General features: G+C 47.4%; 3 protein-coding genes and 2 pseudogenes. 4 read left to right on the top strand and 1 reads right to left on the bottom strand.

Annotation, left to right across the window (positions count from 1 at the left end; all coding sequences use genetic code 11):
• Nucleotides 1-162 precede the first annotated feature (162 nt).
• The 3 genes from IE094_RS14975 to IE094_RS14985 all read left to right on the top strand — a co-directional run bounded on the left by IE094_RS14975 (nt 163) and on the right by IE094_RS14985 (nt 6201).
• The gene (locus tag IE094_RS14975; RefSeq protein ID WP_189641526.1) at nt 163-1839 is read left to right on the top strand and encodes a GMC family oxidoreductase; all 1677 of its coding nucleotides are present in this window, start codon (nt 163-165) and stop codon (nt 1837-1839) included.
• A gap of 54 nt (nt 1840-1893) precedes the next feature.
• On the top strand, nt 1894-4404 hold the full coding sequence (locus IE094_RS14980; RefSeq protein ID WP_189641527.1) for a CoA transferase: 2511 nt from the start codon (nt 1894-1896) through the stop codon (nt 4402-4404).
• 156 nt (nt 4405-4560) lie between these two features.
• Nucleotides 4561-6201, top strand: a complete 1641-nt coding sequence (locus IE094_RS14985) for a BCCT family transporter (RefSeq protein ID WP_189641528.1) — start codon at nt 4561-4563, stop codon at nt 6199-6201.
• 97 nt (nt 6202-6298) lie between these two features.
• Here IE094_RS14985 and IE094_RS14990 read toward each other — a convergent pair.
• A pseudogene (locus IE094_RS14990) lies at nt 6299-7235 on the bottom strand (IS481 family transposase).
• A gap of 66 nt (nt 7236-7301) precedes the next feature.
• On the opposite strand from IE094_RS14990, the pseudogene IE094_RS14995 reads away from it, so the two are divergent.
• Nucleotides 7302-7466, top strand: a pseudogene (locus IE094_RS14995) (IS3 family transposase); the annotation flags it as partial.
• Nucleotides 7467-7720 lie beyond the last annotated feature (254 nt).

Genomic DNA, 7720 nt, shown 5'->3' on the forward strand with positions numbered 1-7720 from the left:
ATATGGGTCACTCATATTTGTCATTAGCTTTGTGCAAATAATTTCAATATTTTTGATCGAAATCGCGTTCTGGGAGGAGCAGCGTCTTTTGTTGTGAACTCGTTCACAAGTGAATGCATTTCTTATGATCCCAGCGTGCGCAACATAAGTTATGGAGTGGGTATGAACAGGGCAACATACGAGACGGATCAATTCGATTTCATTGTGATCGGTGGTGGCTCGGCGGGCTGTTTAATGGCCAATAGATTGAGTGCAGATCCAAGCAATCGAGTGTTGCTGTTAGAGGCGGGTAAACCCGATAACTATGCATGGATTCATATCCCCGTTGGCTATCTGTATTGCATTGGAAATCCGCGGACGGATTGGATGTATAACACCCAAGCAGACAAAGGTTTGAATGGGCGAGTTTTGCGATATCCGCGAGGCAAGACCTTGGGTGGATGTTCATCCATAAACGGGATGATATATATGCGCGGACAATCACGCGATTATAATAAATGGGCGGAGCTGACGGGCGAAAAGCTGTGGAATTGGGAACATTCCGTTGACGATTTCAAAGCGCATGAAAATCATTACAAGATGGATTGTGGCGCCGATCCCGAAACAGGTGATAACGGTAAATTTTCCGATCATCATGCTCATGGGGGGGAGTGGCGCGTTGAAAAGCAGCGATTAAATTGGGATGTCTTAGACAGCTTTTCCGACGCAGCAAATGAAATTGGCATTGAGAAGACCGATGATTTTAACAGCGGTGATAACGCAGGTGTCGGGTATTTTGATGTCAACCAAAGATCAGGATGGCGTTGGAATGCATCCAAGGCATTTTTGCGGCCCGCTAAGTCGCGTCCGAACCTGACAATCTGGACTGAAGCCCAGGTCGAGCGTCTGAATTTAGTAACCGGAGATGACGCTAAACCACTTTGCGCGGGCGCATATGTTAACCATCAAGGCGAAACAAAATTGGTTTCCGCGAACAAAGAAACGATCTTGTCTGCTGGCGCTATCAATTCGCCCCAGATTTTGCAACTCTCTGGAATTGGCCCGCGTGAATTGTTGTCGAACCTAGGGATTGAAACGATTGTGGATTCCCCGTTTGTGGGTGAAAATCTGCAAGATCATTTGCAAATCCGCGCTGTGTATAAGGTGAACGGCACACGCACAATGAACACGCTGGCGAATTCGCTGATTGGTAAAATGAAGATTGGCATGGAGTATGTATTCAAACGCTCTGGTCCAATGTCGATGGCGCCTAGTCAGCTTGGCGCATTCACGCGCTCTGATCCAACGCAGCCGTATGCAAATCTTGAATATCACGTGCAGCCATTAAGCCTCGAAGCATTTGGCGAAGATTTGCACGATTTTCCAGCCATGACAGTTTCGGTATGTAATCTGAACCCAACCAGCCGTGGTTCTGTCCAGATTGCATCGCGTGATTATCGCGTTGCACCCAAAATTTCACCCAACTATCTGGATACGCCAGAGGATCGAAAAGTCGCGGCAGACAGTCTGCGCCAAGTGCGCAAAATTATGACACAGTCATCAATGGCCCCTTACTCACCAGAAGAGTACAAACCAGGGGTGCAATATCAGACAGACGAAGAATTGACAAAACTGGCGGGTGATATTGCTAATACGATTTTCCACCCTGTTGGGACCGTAAAAATGGGACATATTGATGATGATACGGCTGTGTTGGACCCACATTTGCGGGTCAAAGGTGTTGAAAATCTACGGGTGGTTGATGCGTCTGTTATGCCATTGATCACATCGGGAAATACCAATTCGCCAACCATTATGATTGCAGAAAAAGCTGCGCGATGGGTTCTGGCAGGACAATAAACCCATCGGTTGAAAACATGGGTCGTGCCCCACACTGATATCTTTGGAGGATATATGCAAAATACGTTTTCACAAAGACCACTTGTTGGCGTTAAGGTTGTTGATTTCGGCCAATACATTGCAGGCCCTGCAGTCGGGATGCTTTTGGGCGATCTCGGGGCGACAATCATCAAGATTGATCCTCCAACGGGCCCTATGTGGGATAGCCCTGCGAATGCGACGCTGAACCGTAACAAATTGATCGTCAATATTGATTTAAAAACCACGGCTGGCTTGGAACAGGCGCTCGCACTCTGTGCTGAGGCAGATATTGTTTTGGAAAATTTTCGCCCTGGTAAACTCGCAAAATTGGGTGTGGATTTTGAAAAAATGCGCGAAGAACGCCCCGAATTAATTGCACTGTCAATTCCAGGATTTGCTTCAAATGACGAAGAACGCCGTGAATTGCGCGCATTTGAAAGCATTGTCGCCGCCAGCTCCGGTGTGTTTACGGATATGGGACTGAACCGGGTGCTAATGGGGCTTAATCCATCGTTTTCGCCTTTGCCAATATCATCCGCTTATGCATCACAAATCGCAGCTTCTGCCACGGTTTTGGCATTACAAGCACGCCAGATAACAGGCATTGGCGATCAAATCGAAGTGCCATTGGCCGCCGCTGTGATGGAAGGCTTGTGTTACAATTCAATCAAAGTCGAAGATATGCCTGTTCGTTATCTGACCCAGCGCGAAATCGAGATTGAACGGCGCCGCGTAGAGGGTTTACCAATGAACGTGGGCTATGAGGAATTGCAAGAATTGCTCGACCCGTTTTTCCGTAGTTATATGTGCAAAGACGGGCGGATGTTCTATGTGGTTTGTCCAAGCCATAAATACCATGCGAAACGGTGTTTGGAGGTTCTGGGGTTATACCAAGAAATGATCGACGAGGGTCTTACGTCAGAGGATGACACCTACAAACCCTATAATCAGTGGGAATCTGACACATCCTTGGGTGTATATCCGATGCCAAAATTTTGGGCGGATAAGCTAGCTGAGCGTATGAAAGAGGTGTTCATGACGCGCACCTCGCATGAGTGGAAAAAAATGTTTGGGCGCGGTGGTGTGCCCGGTGCCCCGCAACGCTGGTTACAAGAATGGATTCACGATGAATACGCCGAAGCGTCGGGTTTGATGATCGATGTCTGGGATCCTGAATATGGTGAAATGACACAACCAGGTCCGGTGGTCTGGTTAGAAGAAAGCGGACAAGAGGCACTAAAACCCAACCCACGGCGTTGGGTGCATTTTGACGAAGCACTGAAAGCGTTACAAATGCATCGCACCGAAATTCCAGCACCAACAGATGAAACTGATCGAGAGGGATGGTTATCGGGTGTGCGCGTATTGGATTTATGCAATGTGATCGCTGGGCCACATTCTGCTAGCTATCTGGCGCGATTTGGCGCAGAGGTGATCAAGCTTGATCCATCCGAGCCGCTTTATGATAGCTGGAACACAGTGATTTACGGGCTGTCACAAATGCGCGGGAAGCGTTCAGTGCTAGCGGATATGAAATCAAACCACGGACGTCAAGCGTTTGAGGATTTGGTAAAAACCGTTGATGTGATCGTGTGGAATGCACCTGATAGCCAGATCAAAAAAATGGGTTTGGATGCAGAAAGTCTGCGCCGTATCAACCCAAATGCGATTTTCTGCAAATTGGATTGTTTTTCTGGGGTGAACCGCGGCGTGCGCACTGACTACATCGGTTATGATGACTTGGTACAGGCCACAACAGGTATCATGTTACGTTTTGGTGGTGCGATGGATCGCCCCGAAGAACACGCACATGTCGGCACGATTGATGTGATGTGCGGATTTGGTGGTGCGTTAAGTGTGGCCGCCGCATTATATCAAAAACATCGTTTTGGACGTATTGGACGGGGGCGTACATCATTGTCATCCAACAGTGGCCTGTTGCAGGTGCCATTCGCATTTGATTATGTTGGGCGCGGTCTTTTTGACGAACCATCTGGCCCCGACGTGAACGGATATGATGATCTAAGCCGATTTTATTCAACCGCATCAGGTGTTTATATTTTGCTGAGCGCCTATGAGGCTGATGTTCCACGATTCCGCGATGTCGAGGGGCTAGAGAAATTGCCAGACATCGACGTGGAAGATCGCGCAGCATATCTGGCAACCGAATTTCAAAGCCAGCCTGCAACAGAATGGGTAAAACGCCTAAAGCACGCGGATTTGGGGGTGGCGATTTGTGACAATATTGATGCGCTTCGCGCAGCAAACTCTCGGATCAGCGATGGTACTTCTGGCATAGAAAACGGCAGCTATTCGTTTTCGATATTTCCCGATCACCCAAGCGGGCACGAGGTCACGCAGCTTGATCCATATGCGGTGCGCCCAAAGGTGAGCAAGGTTTTCGCACTTGATCCGCCAGAGAAATTTGGAAACTCAACGCGCAGCATTTTCAAAGAACTTGGATATTCAGAGCAAGCTATCGACATGATGGTTAAGTCGGGGGGGCTAAATGAAAGCTGGAGCGAAGAATATTTACCAAGTTAGGGCTAATTTTGATCGCATACCTATGGAGGAGGGGACGCAATCATACCTTTGTGGAAACACTTTCACCACATTCTCGGGAGAGGCGTTTAACAGATCGTGCAGCTCTTCTTGCATATTGTGCGAGATGCGTTTGCCCATAACCAGTCGGGAGGAACAATGACTGATAAACCACCACTGATGGATTTACCCATCGAAACAGCCGATAGCGGTTTTTACGAAGGATTTAGTAAAAACGTTGCCATCACTTCCAAATTACTTGTTGCGGCATTAATAGTTTGGGCTATTTCTGTGCCTGATATTGCGGCACAAGTGCTCAGCAATCTTAACGCTGCGTTGCTGCATAGTTTTGCCAGTTGGTATATCTATGCCGTAGCATTTTTCTTAATCATTTGCGTTTTATTGGCTTTAATCCCAGCGACAGGTCGACTCAAGCTCGGCCTTGAGGGGGACACCCCTGAATTCTCCCGCTTTTCATGGTTTTCCATGATGTTTGGTGCAGGGATCGGAATTGGCATGCTGACCTTTGCCACAGCTGAACCGATGTATCATTTTGCAACAAATCCAGATGTTATCGCGGGGAATGCGACGGGATCTTCCGCTGATAATGTTACACCAGCCTATGTTTGGTCATTCCTGCATTGGGGATTTTCTGCATGGGGCTGTTATGCACTCGTTGGGCTATCTTTGGCGTATTTTTCTTACCGTCGCAGCCTACCTTTGACTATCCGTTCAGGTTTAACGCCGATTTTTGGTGAACATCTGTCTGGCTTTGTCGGTCATTTGGTGGATGTTGTCGCGGTTGTTGCCACCATCTTGGGCGTCGCACAGACGCTCGGTTTCGGTGTCGAGCAATTTGTCTCTGGTCTGCACCGCATCGGTTTCGGTGATTGGCTGTTGAATCCGGAAGGCAAGCCAAGTGCCGCAGGTTTGATCGTCGCACTGGTCATCATCATGGGCGCATCCATGATGTCTGCACTGTCTGGTGTGGGCAAAGGCATCAAATGGTTGTCGAATATTAACATGGGTCTAAGCCTGTTTTTGTTGGCATTCTTCTTACTGTTTGGTTCAACATTTTTTGGTATGAGCGCATTGGTTAGCGGATTGTTCGATTATATCGTCCAATTACCCAAGCTGTTGTTCACAGTGTGGAGGGCAGATGGTACCGATACCGGTGATGCATTAGCAAGCTGGCAAGGCGGTTGGTCTGTTTTCTATTGGGCTTGGTGGATTGCATTTGCACCATTTGTTGGTGTCTTCCTTGCACGTATTTCGCGTGGTCGTTCACTTCGTGAATATGTGCTAGGTTCCATCATCATTCCATCATTAATGTGTTTCGTTTGGTTCACAGTGGTTGGTGGTACAGCGATTGATCTAACTTTGAACGGCGAAGCAGGTGATGCGATTTCAGGTGCAGGACAGCAAAATCAATTATTTGCAATGCTTGATTTCATGTTGTCAGGCGGGCTCGCATGGGTCATGGCAATAATCGTTGTTGTTCTGTTACTGACATATTTAGTAACAACCGCAGATAGTGCGATTTTGATTGTGAATACCATCAATGCCGCTGGCGAAGAAAAGCCAAGCGGTCGCCCACATATCGTGTTCTGGAGTGTCGCATTGAGCCTTGTTGTCGGTGGCTTGTTGTTGGCAGGTGGATTGGGTGCGATTAAAACAGCAATGGTAATTGGCGCGTTACCGTTCAGCTTTGTTATGGTTCTGATGGGTGTTGCATTAATCAAGGCTATCGTGCGTGATGCAATTCGCGATCGTAATGGCGTGCAGACGGTCCAAGAATAATCAGGATCTTATTAAATCCGGAAGAGAGAGCATTATGTTCTCTCTTTCATCTTTTCGCTTCAGTGTAACATCAGCGTAGTCGCGGGACGTTGAGATTTCACATTAGCTTATCTCTAAGGGCTTCGTAAGGCGTCTTCCCTTGGTGTGCGCCATGTGGCCTGGAAAAGTTATAGAACGCCTCCCATTCGGCCAGTTTAGCTTCCAAATCCACATCTCCTTTATAGCTGAGCAATTGATAGAATTCTTGTTGATCAGATCGATGGGATCGCTCCACTTTCCCGTTGAGTTGCGGTGAGCTGGGTTTGATGTAGGCGTGGCGAATGCCTTTGTCTTCGACATGCCAATGGAACTTAGCTTGAAACTCATGGTCGTTATCAGTTCTGATTTCACAGATGCGGAATGGGAACTTTTCAATGATATGATCGATGAAGTCGATTGCATTAGCCTGGGTGTGTCGCTCGTATATCTTCAATGCGCGCACACGAGTAGCGTCATCAATGGCGGTATATTGAAAACGACGTACCTTCTTTCCTGTTTTTCCTTTGAAAGTCAGAAACTTAACATCTACCTGTATGTGGTGTCCCCCTATCGGGATATTGCTGCGCAATACCCTAACGGGCAACGGGAACCTGCTTGTTGTAGCGTTTGGTATGGACTTTGCGCGTTCTTGTCCCGTGTGGAAGTCGATTCAATCCATTACGTTTTAGGATGCGGTAAACGCCAGCATCGGATATTTTTATCTCGTGATAGCGCGCCATGTACCAAGAAATACGGATCGGACCGAGGTGGTATTTCTTACGCAGGTAAACCACCTTTTCTTCGATCTCAGGAGCGGTTCTGTTTGCATGCCATTTCGGGATTGGGGGGTTGTCAATTAGGCCAGCTTCACCGTGTTCGAGATAGGCTGCACGCCAGCGATAAAAGCTCGCGCGACCAATGCCGAAATAACGACAGGTTTTTACAACCGAACCGATTTCGGCGGCATAACTCAAAATACGAAGTTTACGGCGAATTGCCCGTTGATCATCATTCATAAGAAACATCCTCCCTCTCCAATATGAAGATTACAGAAAATGTCTCGCGAGTACGCTAATATCTACAAAATCAGACGCCAAACATATCGCGCAAGAGAGGACGCAAGACGCGACGTATTCGAATATATCGAGATGTTCTATAATCCAAAACGAAAACACACAAACAACGGGATGCTGTCACCTGTTGACTTTGAAAACAGACAGCGAAAAATGAAACAAGAAGGTGTCTAGCAAACTAGGGGCTATTCAGATGTAACCAAACCATATGTGTTCCAAGGATCGTCGCTCATAGCGTTTTTGAAGCGCAGTCGAAACGAGACAAGAGAAGTTTACGAATAGGTGAATTCAAATGTTTCTCATGTCTAACGTCAGCACCTTTGGGACATACCTGAGCATTTGAATAATGGAGGATTTCTGGTTCATCTTAACAATTAGGAGTTAAGCATGACAAAGAAATCAGGGCAGTCGAAAGCGGCTGCAGATAA

The organism is Paramylibacter ulvae (assembly GCF_014652655.1).
In the GTDB taxonomy this organism is placed as follows: Bacteria; Pseudomonadota; Alphaproteobacteria; order Rhodobacterales; family Rhodobacteraceae; genus Amylibacter; species Amylibacter ulvae.

Bases quoted from the DNA above. Each gene is read 5' to 3' on its own strand.
- IE094_RS14980 (WP_189641527.1), top strand. From the start codon at position 1,894: ATGCAAAATACGTTTTCACAAAGACCACTTGTTGGCGTTAAGGTTGTT.
- IE094_RS14975 (WP_189641526.1), top strand. From the start codon at position 163: ATGAACAGGGCAACATACGAGACGGATCAATTCGATTTCATTGTGATC.
- IE094_RS14985 (WP_189641528.1), top strand. From the start codon at position 4,561: ATGACTGATAAACCACCACTGATGGATTTACCCATCGAAACAGCCGAT.